Genomic DNA, 24,518 nt, shown 5'->3' with positions numbered 1-24,518 from the left:
GAAAATCCACATATATTTCTTGTGAAGACAAGTTCTTACAATATTCGCTTTGTCACGATTTCGGACACACGGCACAGCCTGTCCCGATGAGAAGTCAGCATTCCGCATCTCCCATGTGAGCGTGCGGAAAAAGAGATACAAAGCAGCAAAAGCGGAGCTGCCCGATGGATTCGGGGCGCTCCGCTTTCTTTCTGCGCTAAGGCACAGTTATACTAAGGCAATGCTGTCCTGTGATCTGCTTATGCAGAGGGCAGAGAGTCTACCAGATGTACCAGGAATCGCAGCAGCACCATGCTGTCGTCCACGGTACGCTTGCCGTCGCCGTTGCAGTCCGCATTCATCCCTGCCTGCTGGTTCAATGTTACAGAACCGGCAACCGCCTTATTCAGCAGAACTGCATCCGCCAGATCCACATCGCCGTCCAGATTCACATCGCCGTAGAACACATCCGGATTGACGGAAACGGTTGTGGCGGTGGTGGTTTCTGTCGTCGTGGTAGTGGCAGCCGTCGTGGAAGTTGTGGTAGTTTCGCCGTCTGCCACGGTCACCTTGAAAGAAACCTCGGCAAAGGACAACCGGTAGTTCAAGATCAAATCCGAGCTTGCTTTCACACGAATGGTATATGTGCCCGACTTGGAACTGTCAAATTCCGAAGTGTCTATGGTGAATTTATCCGGATAATCGGCGGGCGATACCTTGTCATAGATCACATCGCAGCTGTCTTTTCCGTAATAGTACTTCAGGGAGATTTGCAGTCCGGTGAGATCCAGATCCTCTCCAACACGATAGGTCAGCTTCTCCGGCTCGTTATCCAGCAGAAGTGCACCCGCGGATTCATAGATAATTCCGTTTGAAGTGGTCGTCATTGTAGCTCTTGTTGTCGTTGTGGTGGTCTGTTCCGTAGTCGTCGTCGTTGTTGTTGTAACTGCCGGATCCGGCTTGGTGCCGTCCGGTTCTACACCCCAGATCAGGGTATCGCCGTCATACATGGTGATGTGGTCGGTTACCGCCATGGCATCCTCGCCGCCCTGTGTCAGACCGGCATAGGAATAGTCGTTTGTGGGATCCCAGACACCCTGAATGTTGTCCGGAATGGAGATACGGAACTGGCACTCGCTGCGGTGCTCTGACTGACCGGTAGGCATAACCACGCTGCCGTCTGCGAAGGACAGCTTCACATAGTAGATGTTGCCGCTGTACTGGATCGGATCGGAGATGGAGATCTTGCCCTTGTCGCTGCTGTGCTGGTCATAGCCGATCTTGACGGAAACGTCATCAATGGAATAGCCTGCGTCTACCAGTTCGCTGATGTCGAAGTAGTAGTTATAGGACAGGTTCTTAATGGTTCTTGCCGGCCATGCGGTGTGGTTCATGGCGAATGCCTTGATTTCCGTATAGCTGGAAGCCGACTGGTTGATGGATGCCTTCATAAAGAACTCATCCCACTTGGGGGTTTCCGTCGGCGGGAAGTCGGGGTCGGAAGTTCCGCCGTACTTCTCTACCATTGCGCACAGTGCTGCGGTGTAGCCTGCGTTATAGTCGATGGCAACCTCGGTATACTGATAGTCGCCGATCTTGTCGGAATAGCCGTCGTTCTGGTCGGGGCCGCCCACCAGTGCGCCGTACAGGATGTGTGCATGAGGCTTGGCATCCTCGCCCTCGGTCTGTCCGATGTTGCTCCACTTGTCGTTCCATGCGCCGCTGGAAGTTCTGTGATGCCATGCCTGCGGATAATCATCGCCCATACCAATCACATAGCTGAAGTGGTCGGAGTTGTCGCCGAAGCAGTAGTTCATGACTCTGTTGGCAAACTGTGTGTACTTGGTCGTCTTGGCAAGGTCGTCCTGATACAGTTCATCCACTGCCACATAAGCGAGGAATGCGGTGGTTGTCGCATGGCGAAGCGAACCCCACTGGAACAGCCACGGCAAACCGTCCGGTGTATACGTGATCTGCTTTCCGCCGTAACCGGTCGTCCAGTATTCCAGATGCTTGGTGAACTGGTCTTTCCACTGGGAATCGCCGGTGTTGATGGCGTACAGCAGCACACCGCCCTGCATCACATCGTCCCAGCACATGCCCCATGTGTACTTCAGTTCCGAGGACTGCTCCTCCTTGCCAAGGTTGGAGATATAGTCGTTCTTGCAGAGATCCAGATACTTCTGCTCGCCGGTTGCCATGTACAGCCAGTTGGCCGCATAGAACAGGTCGTCATAGAATGTGGTGATCTTGTAATACGGCTGCTCTGCGGCATCGTCCCCGATGGAGCGAAGCTTGTCGGCACGGTCGAACAGGTCGATGGCGTGCTCCAGATATTCCGCAGCCTTTTCCGGCTTGGAGTCCTTGAAGTTCAGATAGCCGGTGCAGAGTGCGGCTGCCATGTCTGCCTGAATGGCACTGTCCTCACAGGTGTAATACGGCCGCTCCGTCTCGCCCTTCATCAGCTCGTACTTTGCCATATAGACCTCGGCAGAGCCCCACCATACGTGGTCGAACGAGCCGTCGCCGATCATGTAGACGATGTCGCTGCCACGGTCGCAGCCCACCAGATAGTCCAGTGCAAACTGGAGGTTATTCTCGTACATGGTGCGCTGGCCTGCCTTTTCCACGCCGTCGCCGTACTCCAGCAGACCCCATCCCAGCAATGCTGCCGAATAGGCGTTGGTCAGGGTGAATTTCAGGTGGTCGCCGGCATCAAACCAGCCGCCGGGCACATAGTCGTTGGTCATGCAGTCCGCACGCCACGAAACCTCGTTCCAGTCCGGCTTCACGCCGCTCTGCTGCACCTCGTAAAAAAACATCGACTTTTGCAGAGCCTCACCATAATTATAGGTAGAGGTTGCTGATTCCTCTGCGGCAGCTGTAACCGCCGGAACCGCCGCTGCGCTTCCGGTGAACGCCAAAACCACTGCAGAAATTGCTGCAATCCATTTTTTCATGGTCTTACAATCCTTCCTTTCTCAAAAACCATTTTTTCCGATCTTGGGAATTTTCCCAATTATTTTCATTGTATCATACCGCAGCGTGAAAGTCAAGAAATTTTGTGGATTTTGCACGGAAATCAATTTTCATGATAGCCTCCCCTGAAAGGGGAGGGGGACCGCCGTTAGGCGGTGGAGAGGTTTTTTCGTAAAGTCTTTTTATAATGTGTTCAGTATAAGTGGGAACCCCTCAGTCAGTGCTACGCACTGCCAGCTCCCCTTTCAGGGGAGCCATCACTTGTCAAACTTCATAATTTTGCACAATCTAAATCAGCATATTTTTGAAAATTGATTTCCGCGTGGATTTTGCCAGTGTGCTCCCTTACCTTTGCAGAATGCGCACAACGCCCAAAAATTCCGTGTTTCATATGCCGATATTTCAGCGCATCCGTTCCCTTGACATTTTCGGGGAATATGGTATAATTGTTCAAAGCAGAACAGTTCAATACAGAACAATTCAAGCATGAACAATTCACAAAAACTTTGAGGAGAGATGCTATGTATCATCTGGGATTTGAGATTCACCGGCTTTCCAAGCTGATGCATCGGGAATTGCAGCACTCTGCCGCACACCAGCATGCCGACCGCATGACCGGCATGCACGGCTATCTGATCCGCTATCTCTACGAGAATCGGGAGCGGGATGTCTTTCAGCGGGATCTGGAGAAAAAATTTTCCATCAGCCGTTCCGCTGTAACCGCAACGCTGCAGCTCATGGAGAAAAACGGACTGGTGACACGGGAGAGTGTGCCGCAGGACGCACGCCTGAAGCGAATCATTCTCACGCAAAAGGCGCTGAATCTGCACCAGCAGATCGAAGCGGACATTGCGGAATTTGAAAAACGGCTGTGCGCCGGTCTGACACCGGAGGAACAGGCACAGTTCCTCGCCATTGTCCGAAAAATGTACGACAATCTGGAACACACCAAAAAAGAGGAGGGATCATCGCAATGATTCGAAAACTCATGCAATCTATCCGGGAATATAAGCTCTCATCGCTTCTGTCGCCGCTGTTCGTGGTGCTGGAGGTCGTCATGGAAGTGGTCATCCCCATCCTGATGGCAAAGCTCATCGACGATGGCATTGACGGAGACGGCGGTATGGATGCGATCCTGCACATCGGCGGCATTCTGCTGGTTTGCTGTGTCGCATCCCTGCTGTTCGGCGCACTCGCCGGACACTTTGCTGCCCACGCCTCCGCCGGCTTCGCCAAGAATCTGCGGCACGACATGTTCTATCGAGTGCAGACCTATTCTTTCTCCAACATCGACAAGTTCTCCGCCGCCAGCATTGTCACCCGTCTGACCACGGACGTTACCAATGTCCAGAACGCCTATCAGATGCTGGTGCGCATTGCCCTGCGTGCCCCCTCCATGCTGATTTTCGCCATGGTCATGGCGTTCCGCATGAGCGTGCGGCTCTCGCTGATCTATCTGGCAGCGATTCCGGTGCTGGGCATTGGGCTGTACTTCATTATGACACGGGTACACCCCATCTTTGAGCGGGTGTTCAAGACCTACGATAAGCTCAACAACGTGACGCAGGAGAACCTCCACGGCATCCGTGTGGTAAAGTCTTTCGTGCGGGAGGAGTACGAGAAGGAGAAGTTCTCCAAGATCTCGGAGAACATCTATCAGGACTTCTCCAAGGCAGAAAAACGGCTGGCGTTCAACATGCCGCTGATGCAGTTCTGCATGTACGCCTGCATGATTCTCGTGTGCTGGTTCGGCGCACGGATGATTGTCAGCAGCACGCTGACCACCGGCGAACTGATGAGTCTGATGACCTACGCCACACAGATTCTGGGCAGCCTGATGATGCTGTCCATGGTATTCGTGATGATCACCATGTCCCGTGCCTCTGCGAAACGAATCGTGGAGATCCTGGACGAAGAGAGCGACATCACCAGTCCGGCAAACGCCAAGACTGCCGTTCCCAGCGGCAGTGTGGACTTCGACCACGTCAGCTTCAGCTACAGCAAGCGCAAGGATAAGTGCTGCCTGACGGACATTGACCTGCACATTCCCGCCGGCATGACCGTGGGCATCCTCGGCGGCACCGGCAGTGCCAAGAGCTCGCTGGTACAGCTGATTCCCCGCCTCTACGATGCCACAGAGGGCAGCGTGCGGGTCGGCGGCATTGACGTGCGGGAGTACGACGTGGAGGCGCTGCGGGAAGAGGTCGCCATGGTACTCCAGAAAAACGTCCTGTTCTCCGGCACCATCAAGGAGAACCTCCGCTGGGGCAACCCCGATGCCACAGACGAGGAGATGGCACGTGTCTGCCGTCTGGCGCATGCGGATGAATTTATCCGGACATTCCCCGACGGCTATAACACCTACATCGAACAGGGCGGTTCCAACGTCTCCGGCGGACAGAAGCAGCGCCTCTGCATCGCACGTGCCCTGTTGAAAAAGCCGAAGATCCTGATTCTGGACGACTCCACCAGCGCCGTGGACACCCACACCGACGCCTGCATTCGTCAGGCACTGCGGGACGAGATTCCGGACACCACCAAGTTCATCATCGCCCAGCGTGTCACTTCTCTGATGGATGCCGATCTGATTCTGGTACTGGACGAGGGAAAAATCCACGGCATGGGCACCCACGAGGAGCTGCTCCGAACCGACGCCATCTATCAGGAAATCTACACCTCGCAACAGAAAGGAAGTGTTCCGCAATGAGCCGGAAACCTGCAAGACCGCCCCATGGCACATCCAAAAACGCCGGAAAAACCTTCCGCCGCCTGCTCTCCTATCTGAGCCGCTACCGGCTCCAGCTGGTGCTGGTCTTTCTCTGTATCATCATCAGCGCCGCTGCCGGTGTTGCCGGCTCCATGTTCCTGCAAACCCTCATCGACGACTACATCACCCCCATGCTCCTCAACGGCAGCCGGGACTTCTCCGGTCTGGCAGCCGCACTGGTCAAGATGGGCATTTTCTATGCCGCCGGCATTGCGGGAACACTATTATATAACCGCCTGATGGTCGTTGTGGCGCAGGGCATCCTCAAAACCATTCGGGACGAGATGTTCGCCCACATGCAGACGCTGCCCATCCGCTATTTCGACACCCACGCCAGCGGCGACATCATGAGTCTTTACACCAACGACACCGACACCCTGCGGCAGATGCTGGCGCAGAGTATCCCTCAGATCTTCTCCTCCATTGTCACGGTGGTCGCAGTGTTCTGCGCTATGCTGTACACCAGCTTCTGGCTGACGCTGTTTGTGCTGGCAACCGTTGCCGTGATGATGCTCATCACCAAATTCGTCGGCGGAAAAAGCGGCCACTTCTTCATTCGTCAGCAGCAGTCCATCGGCGCACTCAACGGCTATATCGAGGAGATGATCCACGGTCAAAAGGTCGTCAAGGTATTCTGCCACGAAGAGCCGACCAAGGAGGACTTCGACAAGCACAACGAAGAGCTGTTCCACAACGCCACCTGGGCAAACAGCTTCGCCAACATCCTCATGCCCATTATGAACAATCTAGGCTATGTCCAGTACGTTCTCATCGCCATGCTGGGCGGCTGGATGGCATTCTCTGGCTTCAGCAGCCTGACCCTTGGCGCAATCGCCTCGTTCCTCCAGCTGAGCCGCAGCTTCACCATGCCGGTGAGCCAGATCTCCCAGCAGGCAAGCGCCATTGTTATGGCACTCGCCGGCGCCGAGCGAATCTTCCAGCTGCTGGACGAAACGCCGGAGACAGACGAGGGTTATGTGACACTGGTCAACGCCGAGGAAAAGGACGGTCAGCTGGTGGAAGTTCCCCGGCGTACCGACCTCTGGGCGTGGAAGCACCCCCACAGCGACGGCACGGTCACCTATACCAAGATGGAGGGCGATGTGCGGTTCTATGACGTGGACTTCGGCTATGTGCCGGAGAAGATCGTGCTGCACGATGTCAGCCTTTACGCAAAGCCGGGCGAAAAGGTGGCGCTGGTCGGCGCAACCGGTGCCGGAAAGACCACCATCACCAACCTCATCAACCGGTTCTACGATCTGGCGGACGGTAAGATCCGCTACGACGGCATCAACATCAACAAGATCAAAAAGTCCGACCTGCGCCGTTCTCTGGGTATCGTTCTACAGGATGTCAACCTGTTCACCGGCACGGTCATGGACAACATCCGCTACGGCAGACTGGACGCCACCGATGAGGAGTGCATCGCTGCGGCAAAGCGTGCCAACGCCCATAACTTCATCATGCTGCTGCCGGACGGCTACCAGACGGTGCTCTCCGGCGACGGCTCCGGACTCTCTCAGGGACAGCGTCAGCTGCTCTCCATTGCCAGAGCCGCCGTTGCCGATCCGCCGGTCATGATCCTGGACGAGGCGACCTCCTCCATTGACACCCGCACCGAGCGCATCGTGCAGGCGGGCATGGATGCCCTGATGCATGGCAGAACCGTTTTCGTCATCGCCCACCGCCTCTCCACCATCCAGAACTCTGATGTCATCATGGTCATGGATCAGGGGCGCATCATTGAGCGTGGCAACCACGAAAAGCTCATGGCGGAAAAGGGACGCTACTACCTGCTGTACACCGGCATACAGAATGGCACGGCAGAGACATAAATTCCGGCACATAAAATCAAACAAAACAGCGCATGCGGACTCCCGTGGGCGCTGTTTTTGGCGCACTCGTAAAAAAATGCGGGCGGGAATTGACAAATTGCAAAAAATTGCGTATAATAGTAGTATCCGGCTTACCGGAGAAAATTGAATGATTCTGAAAAACGCAGCAGAGAGAGTACCTGCGGACTGCCGTTCAGAGAGCATCGGGTTGGTGAAACGATGCCGGCATCCCCAGCGAAGTGCCTCTGTCCTTGCGCTGCCATACGGCAGGGCATCCGTTGATCGCGGGGAACCGAAAATTTTTCGCAGTATCCCGATTCGTCTGCACCTCGTTACGGTGTTTCATGAAACACAGCCCCTGGGCTGCTGTTTTGGCGTGCCCTCGTCCGGTGCGCTGCAAGAGTGAAAAATCAGAGTGGGACCGCGGATCTTCCGCCTCTGTGTGTATCGTCAATACCCTTACACACAGAGGCTTTTTTTATCGCCTCAGAGTCAGATGACACCTGAGAATTTCAACAATAGAAAGATTGGTGATGCAAATGTTTCGACAGCTTCGGGAAGATATTGCAATCGTAAAGGAAAAGGATCCGGCAGCACGGAGCAGTCTGGAGATTCTGCTGACGTACTCCGGTCTGAAAGCGGTGCGCAGCTACCGCCGTGCCCACTGGTTCTACCAGCACAAATGGTTCACCATCGCACGCATCATCTCCCAGCGTGCCAGACACAAGACAGGCATCGAGATCCACCCTGGCGCACAGATCGGAAAGGGGCTGTTCATCGACCACGGCATGGGCGTGGTCATCGGCGAAACCACCATCATCGGCGACAACTGCCTGCTGTATCAGGGCGTGACGCTGGGCGGCACCGGCAAAGACAAGGGCAAGCGCCACCCCACACTGGGCGACAACGTCATGGTTGGTGCAGGTGCCAAGGTGCTCGGCCCCATCAACATCGGCAGCAACGTCAAGGTTGCCGCCAACGCCGTGGTGCTCTCCGACATTCCGGAAAACTGCACCGCTGTCGGCGTTCCGGCAAGAATCGCACGGCGTGCCGGTCAGAAAGTTGAACAGGATCTGGATCAGGTGCACTATCCGGATCTGACCATGGAGGACATCACCATGCTGAAATCCGCAGTGACTTGCCTGCGGACGGAGATGTCCAAACTGGAATGCCAGGAGAAACCGGAAAAACAGGAATCGAAAGACTGATCGGAGGATACAGCAATGCAGTGTGTGGTATTCGATATGGACGGTGTTCTGTTTGATTCGGAAAAGCTGGTGCTGCAATGCTGGGAACAGACGGCGCAGGCACACCATATTCCGGACATCCAAACCGCCTGCCGCAGCTGTCTGGGCAGCAACGCCGCATCCGCCCGGCAGAAGTTTCTGGAGAAATACGGGGCGGATTTTCCCTATGACACCTACAAACAGGAGATGTCCGCACGGTACTGGCAGCAGGTCGAGACGGGAAAACTGGTACTGAAGCCAGGGGTGCGGGAGATGCTGCAGTTTCTGAGAGAACAGCACATCCCCGCAGCCATCGCCTCTTCCACACGGCGTGCCGCCGTCCGGCAGCAGATCACGCTCTTTGGCCTGCAGGACTTTTTCCGCAAGATCATCGGCGGCGATATGGTGCAGCAGAGTAAGCCCCATCCGGAAATTTATCAGACGGCGTGCGCTGCCATGGATGTGCCGCCGGCGTGTGCCTACGCCGTGGAGGACTCCTACAACGGCATTCGTGCCGCCTCCCGTGCCGGCATGCACCCCATTATGATTCCGGATCTTTTGCCGCCCACACCGGAAATGGAACAGCTGGCGGAACAGATCTTTCCGGATATGGCAGCGTTTCAGGCGTTTTTAAAAGCGTCGCAAAAGAAGTAATCCCCCCTGCGGCGGCTTTCCTGCCGCAGATACATTATCATCCATTCAAAGGAGTTTTTACCATGCAGATCTATAACACATTGTCCCGCAAAAAAGAGGAACTAGTTCCCATCGAGGCAAACCACATGCGCATCTATGCCTGCGGCCCCACCGTGTACAACTACATCCACATCGGAAATGCACGCCCCATCTGTGCATTTGACGTGCTGCGCCGGTATCTGAAATACCGTGGCTATGAGGTGACCTATGTCCAGAACTTCACCGACGTGGACGACAAGATCATCAAGAAAGCAAACGAAGAGGGCGTGACGGCTGCGGAGATCGCAACACGCTACATCGCCGAATACAAGACCGATGCCCACGGACTGAACGTCATGGATGCCGACGTCCACCCCACAGTCACCAAGTGCATGGATCTCATCATCGACATTGTGAAAAAGCTGGTGGATTCCGGCCACGCCTATGCCGCTGCCAACGGCGACGTATATTTCCGCACCTCCTCTTTCCCGGAGTACGGCAAGCTGTCCGGCCAGCCCATCGAGGAATTGCAGGCAGGCGCACGCATCGACATCAATGATGGCAAGGAAGAGCCGCTGGACTTCGCCGTGTGGAAGGCTGCCAAGCCGGGCGAACCCTACTGGGATTCTCCCTGGGGCAAGGGCAGACCGGGCTGGCACATCGAATGCTCCGCCATGTCCTGCCACTATCTGGGCGAGACCTTTGACCTCCACTGCGGCGGCCAGGATCTGATCTTCCCCCACCACGAAAACGAGATCGCACAGAGCGAAGCTGCCAACGGCAAGCCCTTCGCCCACTACTGGATGCACAACGGCTACATCAACATCGACAACAAGAAGATGTCCAAATCCCTGGGCAACTTCTTCACGGTACGGGAAGTGGCTGAGAAATACGGCTACGAAGTCATCCGCTATATGATGGTACAGGCACACTACCGCAGCCCTATCAACTACTGCAAGGAGCTGCTGGACGCCTGCAAGGCATCGCTGGAACGGCTGTACGCCTGCCGTGACACGCTGGACCGTGCCATTGCTGCGGCAAAAGCCGGCGCAGTTTCTTCGGAGGCAGAGGAACTCTTTGCCAAGCGAAAGATGCAGTTCATCACTGCCATGGACGACGACCTCAACACCGCAGACGGCATGACCGCCATCTTTGAGCTGGTGCGTGATCTGAACCGCATGAGCGCAGACGCTGCCACGCCGAAAGAGCAGCTGGAGGCCGGCACAGCGCTGTTTGACGAGCTGACCGGTGTCATGGGGCTGCTGTACAACCGGAAAAAGACCGATGCCGTTCCGGAAGAGGTGCTGAAGCTGGCGGAACAGCGCAAGGCTGCCAGAAAGGCAAAGGACTTCGCCGAGGCTGACCGCCTGCGGGATGCCATCGCTGCACTGGGCTATACCGTTCGGGAGACCAGACAGGGCACGGAGATCACCAAAAACGCCGACTGACAGAAAGGAAACCTATGGCACGCAACAATCATATCAAGGGGACGGGAACGGGGTTTCATCTTGCCGATCACAAAAAGGGGATCACACGGGCATTTCTGGTGATTCTGATTCTATTCCTCCTCTGCTTCGGCGTTTTCTCCTGCTCCTCCTATTTCGGGCAGAAGTTTCAGGTCTACGTGGACACGGACAACATGCAGCTGGTACAGCTGGACGAACCGGAGCCGGATGCGCCGGCCATGTGCGTTCACACCACAGCGGGCGACATTGTGGCAGAGCTGTATCCGGACGAAGCGCCCGACTATGTGGCGCAGTTCACCAAGCTGGCAGAATCCGGCTACTATGACAATACCTACATCTTTCAGGTGGAGGACGGGGTTTACTTTGAGGCGGGAACGCCCAACGAGGACGGCACACTGACCGCCGGAACTGACGACACCTACGAAAAAGTGGAGCGGGAGACCAGCGCAAACCTCTGGCCGCTCCGTGGCGCATTCTGTGCGCCGGGGACTTCGCAGGACGGCACGTTCTGGGACCGTCTCACCGGCAATGTCAAAAACTACTGCGGCACACGCTTTGTGGTCTGCAATTCCATCGTGTTCGATGACTCCACCAAGCAGGAGATGCAGTCCCTCTCCCAGAATGCCAAGGAGATCAGCGACGCTTTTCTGGAAAAGGGCGGCATTCCCAACTACTCCCAGCAGATGACCATCTTTGCACAGGCATTCGGCAACGAAAGCTTTGACACCATTGATACCATTGTCCACGCCAAAACCAAGGCTGCCGAAAGCGAGGGCGGCAACACACCGCCGGCGGACTCCATTCAGATTCTCTCCATTCAGATCGGTTCTTATTCGGACTTTGCTGATACGGCCGCAAATTGAACACTGTTTGTTGTAAAAACAATACAAACCAAAAATCAGAATTTACGCCATTTCCAGACAAATCTGCCAAACAGGGCGAAAAATGCCTGTTTTTCACTTTACAAACCAGCGGAAATCGTGTATAATAAATAAGATAGCATACAAAATATGCTTAGGATCAACCGGACATCCGCCGGGATGTCCCTGCATTGAGGTGACAGGATGAAAAGACAGATCGCTGGCGTGCTCTGCGCTGCAATGCTGACCGGAATTTTCTCCGGCTGCGGCAGGCAGGAGACAAGCGTGAAAAATTTTACAGCGCCGGAGTCCGGCGAGGATATCGTATGTATCCAGGTGGAGAACTACGGCGAGATCAAAATCAAGCTGTTCTCGGATCTGATGCCAAAGGCGTGTGAAAACTTCACCGGTCTGGCAGAATCCGGCTACTACAACGAACTGACATTTCACCGTGTCATCCCGAATTTCATGATCCAGGGCGGCGACCCCAAGGGCAACGGCACCGGTGGCGAATCCATCTGGGGCGGGAAGTTCGACGGCGGCGTCTCTGATGCGCTGTGCCATGTGCGCGGCGCTGTGGCATATGCCAACAGCGGCAGCTACACGGCAGACGGCAGCCAATAGCGGCAGCTACACGGCAGACGCCAGCCAATTCTACATCGTGACCGGCGGTCCTGTTGACGAGGAAACGCTGGACTCCTACGAGAAGAACGGCTACGGCCCCTACACCAAGGAACAGCGGGAACTGTACACCACCATCGGCGGAACGCCTTGGCTGGACGGCAGCTACACGGTGTTCGGTCAGGTCATCGAGGGTCTGGACATTGCCATTCAAATTGCCAATGATACAGAAACTGATGCCAGCAATAAACCTTATACTGCGGTACGGATGTCCACCGTGACAGTGGAACCGTATGACGGCAGTCCGATCCGCTGGTATGCCTCGGATTCTGAGGCGGCACAGTCGGACGAGGCAGATTCATAAAGGGAATGACGGCGGCAGAGAATGGACTGCCCCGCAACCGATTCCCCCGCACATTCGCCGATGTGCAGACAAAGGAGAGACGAAATTGGATAAATTTGTCATTCACGGCGGGCATCGCCTGTCTGGAGAAATAGAAGTCAGCGGAGCAAAGAATGCAGCGGTTGCCCTGATTCCGGCTGTTCTGCTCTGCGATGAGCCCTGTATTCTGGAGAACGTACCGGATATCAGCGATGTTTCCATCAGCCTGCGCATCATGCAGGAGATGGGCGCACAGGTTGAATATCTGAACAAGACCACCGTCCGCATCTCTGCGGCGGGACTGACAAACTACTGCGTACCCTATGAGAGCGCACGTAGAATGCGTGCTTCGTACTACTTCCTCGGCGCACTGCTGGGGCGTTACGGCAAGGCACGTGTTTCCATGCCGGGCGGATGTCCGCTTGGCGACCGCCCCATTGACCAGCATCTGAAGGCTTTTTCCGCACTGGGCGCCAAGTGCAGCATCGACCACGGCATGGTGGATCTGGTGGCAGACGCACTGACCGGCGGTCAGATTTACTTAGATGTGGTATCCGTTGGCGCAACCATGAACGCCATGCTGGCTGCGGTTCGTGCCAGAGGGCTGACGGTGATCGAAAACGCCGCCAAGGAACCGCACATTGTAGATCTGGCAAACTTCCTGAACTCCATGGGCGCTGACATCATGGGTGCCGGCACCGATGTCATCAAGATTCGCGGCGTGCAGCAGCTTCACGGCGCTGTTTACTCCGTCATCCCCGACCAGATCGAGGCCGGCACCTTTATGATCGCCGCCGCTGCGACCCGTGGCGACGTGCTGGTCACCAATGTTATTCCCAAGCATCTGGAACCGATCACCAGTAAAATGCGGAAGATCGGCGTGAACATCGAGGAGTTCGATGACAGCATCCGTGTCTGGGTAGACGGCCCGCTGGTGCGCACCAACGTCAAGACTATGCCCCATCCGGGATTCCCCACGGATATGCAGCCGCAGATCACAACGCTTCTGACACTGGCAGAGGGCACCAGCATCATCACAGAGGGTGTCTGGGAACAGCGCTTCCGCTATGTGGATGAGCTGCGCCGCATGGGTGCAGACATCTCCGTGGACGGCAAGGTCGCTGTGGTCGAGGGCACCGGCAAACTCACCGGCGCACCGGTCAAGGCGTGCGACCTGCGTGCAGGCGCAGCCCTGATCATTGCCGGACTGGCAGCACACGGTGTTACCGAGATCGAGGACATCTACCACATCGAGCGCGGCTACTCCAATCTGGATGCCAAGCTGCGGGAGATCGGGGCAGATATCGTCAAGGTTTCCGAGCCGAGTGTGCAGGAAAAGCAGCTGAAAGAAGCGCTTTGAACCGCATAACTGAAAAATAAGAAAAAGCCGTCAGCCCTGTTGACGGCTTTTGTTGTGAGAGAAGGTTTCATCTTGTCCAAATTCTATTCCCTGTTCAGCTCCAGCAAGGGAAACGCCTCCTTTGTGGGCGGGCCGTCCGGCGGCATTCTGGTGGATGCCGGCGTATCCTGCCGGCGACTGACACGTTCGCTGGCAGCGCACGATATTCCCGCAGAGGCGGTACAGGCCATCTGCATCACTCACGCCCACAGCGACCACATCGCCGGACTGCGGGTGTTCCTGAAAAGCCATCCGGTACCGGTCTACGCCACGGAGAAAACCCTACAGGAGCTGTCCGGCGCTATGGCGCTGCCGGATGTGCCGCTGCGTGCAGTCACGCCGCAGAAAGCCGGCATCATTGCCGGCGTGGAGGTTCTCCCGTTTTCCACCATGCACGATGCTGCCGGAAGCTGCGGCTATCGCTTTGCACTGCCGGACGGACAGAGCTGTGCCGTGTGCACTGATCTGGGCTGTGTGACGCAGGAGGTCTGGGACGCCGTTTCCGGCACGGATCTGGTACTACTGGAGGCAAACTATGATCCGGAAATGCTCCGGAATGGTCCATACCCATTGTACTTACAGGAGCGCATCGCCGGAGAGGAGGGACACCTCTCCAACTTCGACAGCGCCGGTCTGGCAGAACAGCTGATCCGCAGCGGCACCACTCGGCTGGTGCTGGGGCATCTGAGCCAGAACAACAACACCATGCCGCTGGCAGAGCGCACCGTCCTGACACATCTGCGGGAAGAGGGCATGGCTCGCAATCGGGACTTTTTACTACAGGTCTCCTCTCCGGAGGGACTGAAACAGGCGGTGATCTTCTAATGCAGACCATACAAATTCTGGCACTGGGCAAGTGCAAGGAGAACTATCTGCGCCAGGCGTGCGAAGAATACGAGAAGCGGCTCTCCCGATTCTGCCGGCTGCAGATCACGGAGCTGGAGCCGGTCTCCCTCCCGCAGAATCCCTCGGAGAAAGAGATCGCTGCGGCGCTGGAGAAAGAGGGAGCGGAGCTGTTGAAACGTGCCCGCGGCTACTGCATTGCCATGTGCATCGAGGGAAAACAGATCGACAGTCCGGCACTGGCGAGAAAGCTGGCGGAGGCAGCCGGCAGCGGCGACAGCGGTGCCGTCACCTTTTTCATCGGCAGCTCCTACGGGCTTGCACCGGCAGTGAAACAGCGGGCACAGCTGCGCCTGTCCATGTCCGCCATGACCTTTCCCCACCAGCTGGCACGTGTCATGCTGCTGGAACAAATCTACCGCGGCTATCAGATTTTAGGCGGTACCAAATATCACAAATAGGAGTGGACTCTTATGAAAAAAGCAATGACCATCACATACGAGGTAGGCGGCAATCTCTACCTCAACATCACCAACCGCTGTCCCTGTGCCTGCACGTTCTGCATCCGCACGCTCTGCGATGGCGCCTACGGCTCTGACCCGCTGTGGCTGGAGCACGAGCCGTCTCAGGAGGAGATCTTCGCCGCACTGGAGCAGCGTGATCTCTCCCAGTATCGGGAAGTGGTTTTCTGCGGCTTTGGCGAGCCGACCGAGCGTCTGGATGTGCTGCTGGAAACGGCACGCTATCTCAAACAGCACGGCGTGCCGTGCATCCGTCTGAACACCAACGGACTGTCCGACCTGATTCACGGCAGAAACACCGCACCGGACTTTCAGGGCGCATTGGACATCATCTCTGTCAGCCTCAACGCCGGCACAGAAGAGGGCTATCTGAAAGTGACACGCCCCAAGTTCGGCAAGGCGGCTTTTCCGGCAATGCAGGCGTTCGCCGTGGCATGTAAGCAGTACGTGCCGCAGGTGATGCTGAGCGTGGTAGACGTACTGGAGCCGGCAGAGATGGCAGCCGCCAAGCAGCTCGCCGAAAAGCTGAACATCCATCTGCGCATCCGGACATTTGACGATTCGGCAACAAGACGGTAAGATCGGATCGCAGTGCAGAGGCATACAAAGAGGAAACCGGAATGCTTAATATCATTATTGAGAGCAATTATGAGGAGATATGTCAAAGATTACCCAATCGGATCTCAAATATCAGGGGGTATTTTGATACCAGTTATGAGCCTGAGTGGTTTGATGACGAATTCGTAAGAAAAATCATTCAGGACATAGATAAAGCAACCGTAGTATCCGGTATCAACTTATACAACGATGTCCTGTTGGGGATATCACCAGAAAGCTTATCAAGCGGTTCCAAAGCATTGATCATCCTTTGGAAAGAGGACAATATCGTGAATGGGGACAGGCTTGGCGATAACTGTATTGGACTTCTGCTTGAAATTGCGAAGCGGAAAGATATCACAATTACCACATCTCATATATTGCCATTCCCAACTCCCGGTCAATTGCCCGTGAAAACGATAGTACACGGATATGGCGAAATCAAGAGCAAAAAAGAATTTGCGGATGCGTTTGTAAACGAAGTTTATGGGAATGGAGAAACCTGGAGAGCCCTTAAAGGAGACGGATCGGACATGAGTGTTGATATCAGCATTCAATCCAAAAGGCTCGAGTATGCGTTCCAAATTCGAAAAAAGATCACTTTCATTTCCGGTGACAGTGCTACCGGTAAGACGAAAATGGTTTCTTTGATCAATAGCTTCGGTAATCCGTCTGTGAAAATTAATGTATCAAACGGATTCGATTTCATCAGCATCAGCGAATCTGAGTTTTCAAAGTTTGTAAAGCATGCAAATCGAAGAATCCATGAAAATCAGTACGGCAGCCTAAAAGAATACTGGGACGACAAGGACAATTTTCCCATTGCAGATTCTGTCATCGTCATAGACGATGAGACTTTTGTAGAGAGCAGCGAGTTTGCCGCCTTTGTCAATGCGGACAAGTACAATTACTATATCATCATAAATCGAACGCAACTAGCAAAAATCAGTGATTCTATGCATGAGGTCTATACGCTTAAAACCAGTGGCAGACTGCATTGGTTAGAGAGAAGAGATGATTCGCCCGTGGACGGATATGACCCTGAAGCAATGATTCGCAGCCAGATCGAGGCAGATGCTGTTCGGAAATAGATTCACAAATCGAAGTTGTCCATGCAGTTCTAAGAAAGGAGGATATCCATGCTCGCCTACGTCGGAGATCACCCATTCATTTTTTTCAGCTATTGTCACATCAACAAAAGTCAGATCACCCAGATTGCCGACACGCTGGACAAAGACGGCTACCGTATCTGGTACGATAAATCCCTGGAGGCCGGCAGCGCTTTTGACGATGTCATCGCAGAGCACATCAGCGCCAGCAGTGTTTTTGTTCTGTTCTTATCCAACAACTATCTGGATTCCAAATACTGCAACATGGAACTGAAATACGCCATGGAAAAGGGCTGTACCTGCATCGCCGTTCATCTGGAGCACGTGGATTTTCGGAAAAATCCGGAGATGCAGCGTGCCTTACAGAACGTCCATCAGATACCCAAGTACCGCATGACGGAAGAACAGTTTTTCCCGCAGCTCTACAGCGTTCCGGCGTTCCAGACCTGCCGGTATGCCGCAGACGAACCGCACAGTGAAATCATCCTGCGGGAGATTCCCATGCAGCGAAAGCCGGCATGGTACGGCATCATGGGCACGCTTCTGGGGCTCTCCGGTATCTTTTCTGTGATGCAGGTCATCTGGCAAACAGGTCCGCTCCACATCACACTGCTCCTCCTACAGGTGCTCCTGTTTTGCTACGGATGGTTTGTGCTTCGGTGGGAGGAAAAATGCTTCCGACACCTCGCAGCCCGCAACTCTCCCACCGCTGTGCTGGCGATGTTTCTGACCTGCATCAACTACGATATGACGGTACCACAGCTGGCGCACGGCGCACTGGCAGTACAGATCAGCGTCAGCATTCTGGTCTGCATATTTCACTTGATGCTGATATCTCCCTTTCTGGATCCTTTTTTCCGCAAAAAATCCCTGCCAAACGCAGACTATTGTTTTCTGACCTGCCACGTCGTCCGCATGGCATCCATCTTTCTGATGATGCAAATGTTCCGCACAGAATACCGCTGGGCAGCGTGCCTTCAAGCATTCCTCACCGGCTGGTTTTCCATTCTTCCTACTTACTACGCACGAAAACAGCAGCGGCTCTCCCACATGCTTGTAGGAGCTGCTGCCCTGCTCTCCGTTTTCTGTATTGCAATCAGCGCACTCCTGATTTTCTTGCCGGACCTCAAACTTTTTGCCATGACCGCATCATCAGTTTTTTGGAAAGGATGATACCATGTCCTCTTATATTGGAGATAACCCGTTTCTTTTTTTCAGCTACTGCCACGCCGATCGGGAGGAAGTCTTTCGAATCGCCGATGCCGTGGACAAAGCCGGATACCGTGTCTGGTACGACAAGGCGATTTCCGGCGCAGAGCTGGACGACAAAACCGCCGAGCGCATCAGCGCAAGCAGGATATTCATCTTGTTTTTATCCAAGAGCTACCTTCGCATGCCCCATTGCGACATGGGCATGAAGCATGCCATGAACTATAACTGCACCTGCTTCGCCGTTTATCTGGAGGATGTGGATCTGAGCCGAAAGGCAGCATTGGAAATGGGATTGCGTCCGGCAAACAACCTATACAAATTCAAAATGCCGGAGGAAGAGTTTCTGCAAAAGCTTTGCAGTTCCTCGCTATTGCAGGAGTGCAAATACGACAAAAACGAACCCCACGACGGTGTGGTCTTGCAGGAAGAACCGATCAAACGGGCTCCGTTGGAATACGGCTTGCTTGGCGTTCTGATTTTTCTCATGCTGGCATTGGCGTTCCTGCAATCCTCGTGGTATCTAGGCTATCTGGGAACAAACATCTCGGCGATTCCGCAGGTTTTCCTGTTTTTCTACAGCTTTTCCCTCTTACGGCAAGAGGAGAGCCTCTATCAATGCACCACCACCCGCAATTCTCCAGCCTCCACCATGGCACTGTTGCTTCTGTGCCTTTCCTACGACATGCTCCTGCCACGGCTGGCACATGGCGGAACTGCGGTTCAGGTGTGTGTCGGCATTCTCTGCTGCATCGTCCATTTTTCGCTGCTGATTTTTGTGACAAACGACAAAAAGGCGCTGCCCAACGCTGACAGCAGTTCTCTGCTATGCTACATCGTCCGCATTCTCTGCCTGTTCCTCATGCTGTGCATGTTCGACTTCCAATATCGCTGGGCAGCATGCGTACAGTTCTTTCTCACCTGCGGCGGGCTGCTCGTAACGTTTGGACAAACCTACAGCGGACTGGAGCGAAAAGAGCCCCGCAGTTATGCGATTCTGGGGGGCTGCGTGCTTCTCACGCTTCTCTGCGCTGTCACAGGATTCGTTCTCCTCTCCCCCGCTTATGACAGCCTCCTGACACTGGCAGAATAATTTTCCCGAATGCTCTACCGTTCTCTCCCATAAACCAGCAACAGCCGCCGCATCCGCAAACCGGATACAGCGGCTGGTTTTCTCTCCAGACGCAAAAATCCCCGCAGGCGATTTGGCTGCGAGGATGACAATGCGAGATAAATTTTCACTGTCAGAATACGAAGATATGTTGTGCTGTCAATTCAAGATTTTTAGAAGTTTTAAAAAGCACGTGCAAAATTCTAGTAGATCAATTTGTACAAGTACGGGAACAGATCCAGATATTCATTCAATCTGGTACGATAGTTGGAACCCGGGTCGTTCATGACAAAATTTGCGGCGGAGAACTGTGTTCCGGTAGAACCGACATAGCCGGTCACAACCACATAATGCTGGCTGCCGTTGCCTTTCATTGCGCCAACCACAACCGGCTTGCCCTCCAGCAGTTTTTCATAAATGGTTTTCATCACGGACTGGGAGATGGTACCGCTGACATCCTGCAGGGTGTATCCCAGATTGGGAACCGAGATCCACAGCAGGTCATCTCCGCTGAAAGACAGCTTCGGCAGCATCAGATCCGGTGTGGTGCTGGTGCCGGTGCTGTAGGAGTACTTCATTGCCAGACTCGTTGCGAGACAGCCAACCTGTCCGATGGTGGAATAATTGATGGTCTTGTATGCCCAGCGGGAATCAAACTGCTTATAGTCCGGCACATCCAGCTGTACCTTGGCGTAGCCGGATTCTGCGGTCATCACGCCAGTGGTCTCATCAAAGTGATGGGAAACGCCGTCAATGGTGATCCAGCCGGTCTGCATCAGTCCGGTCTTTGCGTCGAAGTAATAGCTCTTGCCGTCAATCTGGTACAGTCCGCTGGCAGAACCCTTTTCGGTCAGATAGCGCTTTCCGCCATCCACGTCCATCCAGCCGGTCTTGGCTGCGCCGTCCTTCTCGTCGAAGTAGTAGTAAGAGCCGTTGATGTTCAGCCAGCCGGTCTGCATGCTGTTATCCGTTGCGGAGAAGTAGTAGAGCTTTCCGTCCACGGACTGCAGGCCTTGTGCTGCACCCACATTGGTGAGGAACAGACGGCCGTTTCCAAAGGAGATCCAGCCGGTCATCATGGTGCCGTCAGCATCGAAGCAGTAGCGTCTGCCGTCGATCATCTGCCAGCCGCTCTGGCGAACACCGTCTGCGTTGCAGTAGTAGGTGGTGCCGTCGATGACCAGCAGACCGCCGGAGAAGCGGGAGCCGTCCTCGGTGAAATAAACGGTCTTTCCGTCAATGGTCACCCATCCGGTCTGCATCACACCGTTTTCGTCAAAGTAGTAGTTCTTTCCGTCAATGGTCTGTGCGCCCACTGCCATAGCGCCGTTCTCCGGTGCAAAATAGCACTTGGTGCCCTCCGACGGGAATGTCTTCCAGCCGGTTTCCTGCACGCCGTCTGCGTTAAAGAAATACGTGCCGTTCTCCGTGGCAACCACACCGGTCTGCATCACGCCGTTTTCGTTGAAATAGTAGGTTTTGCCGTCCAGTACGGTCATTCCCACTGCCAGCGCACCGTTCTCCGATGCGTAGCACGTTCCGCCGTCCAGCGAGGTGATCCAGCCGCCGGTCTGCAAAACGCCATCTGCCGTAAAGGAATACTTGCTGCCGTCCACGTCCACAATTCCGGTTGCTGCGCCGTCCGCGGTGAAGTAGTAGGTGTTTTCGTCTAAGGTTGTCCAGCCCATTGCCGGCACGGCATCTGCATCATAGTAGTATGTGCCGCCGTCATCGTAGGTGATCCATCCGGTCTGGACACAGCCGTAATCATCAAAGGTATACGGGATGCCATTGATCTCCTGCACACCGGTCAGCTTGCCGTTCTCCTGATCGATGTAATAGAGGTGATCCAGATAATTCACCCAGCCGTACTCCGGTGCGCCGACTTCAGTGCTGTAGTAGTAGCGTTTGCTGCCCACAGTCTGCCAGCCGGTCTTCAGCATGCCGTCCGGTCCGAACAGGTAGGTGTTGCCGTCGTCCAGCGTGGTTTCATCGGTGGCATAGCTGCCGTCCGCATAATAGTAATACAGGCTGTCATCTGTGGAAACATACCAGCCGGACTGTGTCACTTGATCCGAGCTGACACTGTCCGTCAGAACACGCTCGCCGCTTTCCGTTACGACAAAACGGTTGAGAGAAATTGCTCCCAAGTCATTGACATCTGCTGCCGAAGCGGCCAGAGATCCCAGTATCGCAGCTGTCAGCAGTCCGCCGGCAACCGTCCACAAAAGCTTCTTGGGTTTATGCGCCATTGGTTTCACGTCCTTTCGTATCCAGCACCGGCTGCCGCCGGCACTGCCAAACGGGTTTCGTATCAAATGAACAAAAAAACCTTTTCGATTGTAATCAATTTGTCATGAATCCACTATTTATTATAGCGAAAATTCGACTTGGTGTCAATCAATTTCCCTGTGATGCGGAAAAAAAGTCCCGATTTTCATCATATTATACAAAACAACCCTGCAGAAAAATCAGTTTTTGTGGCAAATTCCGTCGGATTTTCTTGCTTTTCCGAAAACGCACCAAGTGTTCCCGCCGGTTACAATGTATTACAAAAGATACGCCTCTGCCTTTTTCTCCGCCGGATGCAGCGCTGCCGCAGGGAGTTCCACCGGTGCCGGCTCGCTGATACGGCGGTAGCAGTCCGGACGGCGGTCCCGAAATACGCCCCAGCTCATGCGCTGTTCCTCCAGCTCGTCCAGATCGTAAGCGGCGAGGGCGATGCCCGGCTTGTCCCGTCCCAGCTGCTCCAGCACAGCGCCGGTGCCGTCGGTCAGGAACGAGGTGCCGTAGAAGTTCAGGGAAGAGGACTGCTGCTGGTTGTCCGCATCCGGCAGAATCTCCTCCACGCCAATGCGGTTGGCAGCGATCACCGGCATCAGGTTGGCAGCCGAGTGTCCCTGCATGCAGCGCTGCCAGTGGGGCGCACTGTCCACCTCCAGAATCGGCTCTGAACCAATGGCGGTAGGGTAGAAGAGCAGTTCTGCGCCCATCAGCGCCATGCAGCGTGCCGCCTCCGGAAACCACTGGTCCCAGCAGATGCCCACGCCGATTCTGGCATAGCGTGTGTTCCAGACACGGAAGCCGGTGTCGCCGGGGGTGAAGTAGAACTTCTCCTGATAGAAGTGGTCGTCCGGAATGTGCGTCTTACGGTAGATGCCGCAGATGCTGCCATCGGCATCGATGACGGCAACGGAGTTATAGAGCGCCGTTCCGGCACGCTCATAGAAGCTCACCGGAATGACAACGCCCAGCTCCGCAGCCAGCGCCTGCATCTGACGCACTGCCGGATTCTCCGCCGGCGAGGTCGCCAGCGCATAGGACTCGTACCGGCGTTCCTGACAGAAATAGCGGTTCTCGAACAGCTCCGGCAGCAGGATGATCTGCGCACCGTCCGCCGCCGCACGGCGCACCATTTCCGCCGCAGTCCGGCGGTTCTGTTCGGGGTCTGCGGCGCACGCCATCTGCACCGCTGCAACTGTTACTTTACGCATGAAAAGCGCTCCTTTCTCTTGCGGGAATCTGCTGGGTGATACAGTGGATATTGCCGCCGCCCAGCAGAATCTCACGGGCAGCAATGGAAATGATCGTCCTCTCGGGGAAGCAGTCCGCCAGAATCTCACAGGCAACAGCGTCCATGGGGTCTGCGAACTGCGGCACCAGCACCGCATCGTTGGCAAGGTAGAAGTTCACATAGGACGCTGCCAGACGTTCCCCCGGCGTGCGGGTCGGCTCGCCGTCCCACAAATCCAGCCCCTGACACTCCTCCTCGGTAACGCATACCGGATGCCGGGGAATGGGCAGGTGCTGCACGGTGATGGCTCTGCCCCGTGCGTCGGTCTGTCCGGCAAGGTATTTCTCGCAGGCGGCAGACAGGGCATACTGGGGGTCTGACGGGTCATCGGTCCACGCCAGAACCACGTTTCCCGGTTCTGTGAATGCACAGATGTTGTCCACATGCTCGTTGGTTTCATCGCCGTAAATGCCGCGCGGCAGCCACAACACCTTTTCTGCGCCCAGCATCCCGCACAGCTTTTCCGTGATCTCCGCCTTTGTCATCCGGGGATTGCGTCCGGCGCTGCAAAGGCAGCTCTCCGTGGTGAGGATTGTCCCCTCGCCGTCGCTGTGAATGCTGCCGCCCTCCAGAATGAAGTCACGGGAATCGTAGGTGTCCGTGTCCAGCAGGTCGCACACCTTGCGTGCCACATGGTTGTCCGCATCCCACGGAAAATACAGTCCGTCCGTCAGACCGCCCCACGCATTAAAGCCCCAGTCAATGCCACGAAGCTCTCCCGCCGCATTGCGGACAAAGGTGGGGCAGACATCCCGTGCCCACGAGTCATCCGTGGTCATCTCCGCCAGCCGCACCGCCGGCGGCAGCATGGCACGGGCAGTTTCGTACTGCGCTGCGCTCACCAGCATGGTGAGCTTTTCCGTCTGCGCAATGGCGCTTGCCACCGCACAGAATGCCTTCCGTGCCGGCCATGCGCCGTTTCGCCAGGAATCCCCACGCTCCGGCCAGATCATCAGACAGCCGTCGTGCCACTGAAACTCCGCCGGCATGGCAAAGCCGTCCTGCCGGGGCAGGGTATGTAAAATCTGCATGTTGTTCTCCTTTTCCGGCACACAGAAAGCCTGTCCTGCCGTTTTGCAATTTTTTATTTTGTTGTTTTCATTATACCACACTTCTTTTGGGAATGCAATCGAATTGTATGGGCAGATTCGCACGACACAGGGAGCAATCCGGCGAAAACTGCTCACGGGTATAATTTTGCAGCAGTGGCGCATACTACAAGCGGAGGTGAGGAACCATGACCGGCAAGGAACTCATGTATATTGAGGACGCACTGGGACACGAGAAGTATTTTCAGACCCAGTGCCGCACCATTGCAGCGCAGCTTCAGGACGAAAAGCTGAAGCAGTGCGTACTGCAAATGGCAGA

20 protein-coding genes are annotated in these 24,518 nt (G+C 55.2%); 16 read left to right on the top strand and 4 right to left on the bottom strand.

The genetic code is table 11. From position 1 onward, the window contains the following. Positions 1 to 239: 239 nt before the first annotated feature. Positions 240 to 2,939 carry a glycoside hydrolase family 9 protein gene (locus QZL66_RS02435; RefSeq protein ID WP_022410176.1) on the bottom strand — a complete coding sequence of 900 codons (2,700 nt, stop codon included), beginning with the start codon at positions 2,937 to 2,939 and terminating at the stop codon, positions 240 to 242. A gap of 540 nt (positions 2,940 to 3,479) precedes the next feature. Here QZL66_RS02435 and QZL66_RS02430 point away from each other — a divergent pair. The 16 genes from QZL66_RS02430 to QZL66_RS02355 all read left to right on the top strand — a co-directional run bounded on the left by QZL66_RS02430 (position 3,480) and on the right by QZL66_RS02355 (position 19,558). Then, complete coding sequence (locus QZL66_RS02430; RefSeq protein WP_022410175.1) at positions 3,480 to 3,935, top strand: MarR family winged helix-turn-helix transcriptional regulator; 456 nt, start codon at positions 3,480 to 3,482, stop codon at positions 3,933 to 3,935. Then, on the top strand, positions 3,932 to 5,665 hold the full coding sequence (locus QZL66_RS02425; protein ID WP_022410174.1) for an ABC transporter ATP-binding protein: 1,734 nt from the start codon (positions 3,932 to 3,934) through the stop codon (positions 5,663 to 5,665). The genes QZL66_RS02430 and QZL66_RS02425 overlap by 4 nt, the downstream gene beginning before the upstream one ends. Beyond that, a complete protein-coding gene (locus QZL66_RS02420) occupies positions 5,662 to 7,560 on the top strand; it encodes an ABC transporter ATP-binding protein (protein WP_022410173.1) in 1,899 nt (632 codons plus the stop codon). The genes QZL66_RS02425 and QZL66_RS02420 overlap by 4 nt, the downstream gene beginning before the upstream one ends. Positions 7,561 to 8,099: 539 nt before the next feature. Then, on the top strand, positions 8,100 to 8,768 hold the full coding sequence (gene epsC, locus QZL66_RS02415) for a serine O-acetyltransferase EpsC (protein ID WP_022410171.1): 669 nt from the start codon (positions 8,100 to 8,102) through the stop codon (positions 8,766 to 8,768). A gap of 15 nt (positions 8,769 to 8,783) precedes the next feature. Then, on the top strand, positions 8,784 to 9,440 hold the full coding sequence (locus QZL66_RS02410; RefSeq protein WP_022410170.1) for an HAD family hydrolase: 657 nt from the start codon (positions 8,784 to 8,786) through the stop codon (positions 9,438 to 9,440). Between the two features lie 62 nt (positions 9,441 to 9,502). Next, complete coding sequence (gene cysS, locus QZL66_RS02405) at positions 9,503 to 10,906, top strand: cysteine--tRNA ligase (RefSeq protein ID WP_022410169.1); 1,404 nt, start codon at positions 9,503 to 9,505, stop codon at positions 10,904 to 10,906. 14 nt (positions 10,907 to 10,920) lie between these two features. After that, positions 10,921 to 11,787, top strand: coding sequence for a peptidylprolyl isomerase (locus QZL66_RS02400; RefSeq protein ID WP_022410168.1), 867 nt, complete (start codon positions 10,921 to 10,923; stop codon positions 11,785 to 11,787). Between the two features lie 201 nt (positions 11,788 to 11,988). Then, entirely contained in the window at positions 11,989 to 12,408 is a 420-nt protein-coding gene (locus tag QZL66_RS02395) for a peptidylprolyl isomerase (protein ID WP_022410167.1), read from the top strand. Continuing rightward, on the top strand, positions 12,368 to 12,769 hold the full coding sequence (locus tag QZL66_RS02390; RefSeq protein ID WP_022410166.1) for a peptidylprolyl isomerase: 402 nt from the start codon (positions 12,368 to 12,370) through the stop codon (positions 12,767 to 12,769). Before QZL66_RS02395 ends, QZL66_RS02390 begins: the two co-directional genes overlap by 41 nt. A gap of 85 nt (positions 12,770 to 12,854) precedes the next feature. Beyond that, on the top strand, positions 12,855 to 14,147 hold the full coding sequence (locus QZL66_RS02385; protein ID WP_022410165.1) for a UDP-N-acetylglucosamine 1-carboxyvinyltransferase: 1,293 nt from the start codon (positions 12,855 to 12,857) through the stop codon (positions 14,145 to 14,147). A gap of 72 nt (positions 14,148 to 14,219) precedes the next feature. Further along, positions 14,220 to 15,011: an MBL fold metallo-hydrolase gene (locus tag QZL66_RS02380; protein ID WP_022410164.1), complete on the top strand. Its 792-nt coding sequence runs from the start codon at positions 14,220 to 14,222 to the stop codon at positions 15,009 to 15,011. Next, entirely contained in the window at positions 15,011 to 15,490 is a 480-nt protein-coding gene (locus QZL66_RS02375) for a 23S rRNA (pseudouridine(1915)-N(3))-methyltransferase RlmH (protein WP_022410163.1), read from the top strand. Before QZL66_RS02380 ends, QZL66_RS02375 begins: the two co-directional genes overlap by 1 nt. A 12-nt stretch (positions 15,491 to 15,502) precedes the next feature. After that, a complete protein-coding gene (locus tag QZL66_RS02370; RefSeq protein WP_022410162.1) occupies positions 15,503 to 16,129 on the top strand; it encodes a TIGR04100 family radical SAM protein in 627 nt (208 codons plus the stop codon). 41 nt (positions 16,130 to 16,170) lie between these two features. Further along, positions 16,171 to 17,238, top strand: a complete 1,068-nt coding sequence (locus QZL66_RS02365) for a DUF4869 domain-containing protein (RefSeq protein WP_022410161.1) — start codon at positions 16,171 to 16,173, stop codon at positions 17,236 to 17,238. 48 nt (positions 17,239 to 17,286) lie between these two features. Next, a complete protein-coding gene (locus QZL66_RS02360) occupies positions 17,287 to 18,429 on the top strand; it encodes a toll/interleukin-1 receptor domain-containing protein (RefSeq protein ID WP_022410160.1) in 1,143 nt (380 codons plus the stop codon). A 4-nt stretch (positions 18,430 to 18,433) separates the two neighbouring features. Then, entirely contained in the window at positions 18,434 to 19,558 is a 1,125-nt protein-coding gene (locus tag QZL66_RS02355) for a toll/interleukin-1 receptor domain-containing protein (protein ID WP_022410159.1), read from the top strand. A 221-nt stretch (positions 19,559 to 19,779) separates the two neighbouring features. On the opposite strand, the gene QZL66_RS02350 is transcribed toward QZL66_RS02355, so the two are convergent. From QZL66_RS02350 to aguA, 3 genes are all read right to left on the bottom strand, one after another. Then, a complete protein-coding gene (locus QZL66_RS02350; protein WP_022410158.1) occupies positions 19,780 to 21,828 on the bottom strand; it encodes a C39 family peptidase in 2,049 nt (682 codons plus the stop codon). A gap of 297 nt (positions 21,829 to 22,125) precedes the next feature. Then, the gene (aguB, locus tag QZL66_RS02345; protein WP_022410157.1) at positions 22,126 to 23,070 is read right to left on the bottom strand and encodes an N-carbamoylputrescine amidase; all 945 of its coding nucleotides are present in this window, start codon (positions 23,068 to 23,070) and stop codon (positions 22,126 to 22,128) included. After that, entirely contained in the window at positions 23,063 to 24,181 is a 1,119-nt protein-coding gene (gene aguA / locus QZL66_RS02340) for an agmatine deiminase (protein WP_022410156.1), read from the bottom strand. The genes aguB and aguA overlap by 8 nt, the downstream gene beginning before the upstream one ends. Positions 24,182 to 24,518 lie beyond the last annotated feature (337 nt).

This window comes from Ruminococcus sp. CAG:330 (assembly GCF_000437175.1).
Lineage (GTDB): Bacteria > Bacillota > Clostridia > Oscillospirales > Ruminococcaceae > Ruminococcus_C.
The sequence above is the reverse complement of the archived record's forward strand: the minus strand, read 5'-3'. Positions and strand labels throughout refer to the sequence as shown.

What these genes read in the sequence shown, in the direction of transcription:
- QZL66_RS02435 (WP_022410176.1), bottom strand. Translation starts at nt 2,939, where the DNA reads ATGAAAAAATGGATTGCAGCAATTTCTGCAGTGGTTTTGGCGTTCACC.
- QZL66_RS02375 (WP_022410163.1), top strand. Translation starts at nt 15,011, where the DNA reads ATGCAGACCATACAAATTCTGGCACTGGGCAAGTGCAAGGAGAACTAT.
- QZL66_RS02400 (WP_022410168.1), top strand. Translation starts at nt 10,921, where the DNA reads ATGGCACGCAACAATCATATCAAGGGGACGGGAACGGGGTTTCATCTT.
- QZL66_RS02395 (WP_022410167.1), top strand. Translation starts at nt 11,989, where the DNA reads ATGAAAAGACAGATCGCTGGCGTGCTCTGCGCTGCAATGCTGACCGGA.
- QZL66_RS02360 (WP_022410160.1), top strand. Translation starts at nt 17,287, where the DNA reads ATGCTCGCCTACGTCGGAGATCACCCATTCATTTTTTTCAGCTATTGT.
- QZL66_RS02350 (WP_022410158.1), bottom strand. Translation starts at nt 21,828, where the DNA reads ATGGCGCATAAACCCAAGAAGCTTTTGTGGACGGTTGCCGGCGGACTG.
- epsC (WP_022410171.1), top strand. Translation starts at nt 8,100, where the DNA reads ATGTTTCGACAGCTTCGGGAAGATATTGCAATCGTAAAGGAAAAGGAT.
- QZL66_RS02390 (WP_022410166.1), top strand. Translation starts at nt 12,368, where the DNA reads ATGCCAACAGCGGCAGCTACACGGCAGACGGCAGCCAATAGCGGCAGC.
- cysS (WP_022410169.1), top strand. Translation starts at nt 9,503, where the DNA reads ATGCAGATCTATAACACATTGTCCCGCAAAAAAGAGGAACTAGTTCCC.
- QZL66_RS02370 (WP_022410162.1), top strand. Translation starts at nt 15,503, where the DNA reads ATGAAAAAAGCAATGACCATCACATACGAGGTAGGCGGCAATCTCTAC.
- QZL66_RS02430 (WP_022410175.1), top strand. Translation starts at nt 3,480, where the DNA reads ATGTATCATCTGGGATTTGAGATTCACCGGCTTTCCAAGCTGATGCAT.
- QZL66_RS02365 (WP_022410161.1), top strand. Translation starts at nt 16,171, where the DNA reads ATGCTTAATATCATTATTGAGAGCAATTATGAGGAGATATGTCAAAGA.
- QZL66_RS02420 (WP_022410173.1), top strand. Translation starts at nt 5,662, where the DNA reads ATGAGCCGGAAACCTGCAAGACCGCCCCATGGCACATCCAAAAACGCC.
- aguA (WP_022410156.1), bottom strand. Translation starts at nt 24,181, where the DNA reads ATGCAGATTTTACATACCCTGCCCCGGCAGGACGGCTTTGCCATGCCG.
- aguB (WP_022410157.1), bottom strand. Translation starts at nt 23,070, where the DNA reads ATGCGTAAAGTAACAGTTGCAGCGGTGCAGATGGCGTGCGCCGCAGAC.
- QZL66_RS02410 (WP_022410170.1), top strand. Translation starts at nt 8,784, where the DNA reads ATGCAGTGTGTGGTATTCGATATGGACGGTGTTCTGTTTGATTCGGAA.
- QZL66_RS02355 (WP_022410159.1), top strand. Translation starts at nt 18,434, where the DNA reads ATGTCCTCTTATATTGGAGATAACCCGTTTCTTTTTTTCAGCTACTGC.
- QZL66_RS02425 (WP_022410174.1), top strand. Translation starts at nt 3,932, where the DNA reads ATGATTCGAAAACTCATGCAATCTATCCGGGAATATAAGCTCTCATCG.